This window comes from Janthinobacterium sp. Ant5-2-1 (assembly GCF_001445815.1).
GTDB lineage: Bacteria > Pseudomonadota > Gammaproteobacteria > Burkholderiales > Burkholderiaceae_D > Janthinobacterium > Janthinobacterium lividum_E.
Genome location: NZ_LNCE01000133.1, coordinates 1 through 535 on the forward strand (window position 1 = coordinate 1; position 535 = coordinate 535).

The 535-nt window shown below is 51.8% G+C and carries 1 rRNA gene; it reads left to right on the forward strand.

Features of this window, described 5'->3' with window-relative positions:
- Window positions 1-535: ribosomal RNA gene (locus ASN89_RS26550) — 16S ribosomal RNA — on the forward strand; the annotation flags it as partial.

The following is a 535-nucleotide window of genomic DNA, read 5'->3' on the forward strand; positions in this document are numbered from 1 at the left end:
TTGCTAATGACGGTACCTGAAGAATAAGCACCGGCTAACTACGTGCCAGCAGCCGCGGTAATACGTAGGGTGCAAGCGTTAATCGGAATTACTGGGCGTAAAGCGTGCGCAGGCGGTTTTGTAAGTCTGATGTGAAATCCCCGGGCTCAACCTGGGAATTGCATTGGAGACTGCAAGGCTAGAATCTGGCAGAGGGGGGTAGAATTCCACGTGTAGCAGTGAAATGCGTAGATATGTGGAGGAACACCGATGGCGAAGGCAGCCCCCTGGGTCAAGATTGACGCTCATGCACGAAAGCGTGGGGAGCAAACAGGATTAGATACCCTGGTAGTCCACGCCCTAAACGATGTCTACTAGTTGTCGGGTCTTAATTGACTTGGTAACGCAGCTAACGCGTGAAGTAGACCGCCTGGGGAGTACGGTCGCAAGATTAAAACTCAAAGGAATTGACGGGGACCCGCACAAGCGGTGGATGATGTGGATTAATTCGATGCAACGCGAAAAACCTTACCTACCCTTGACATGGCTGGAATCC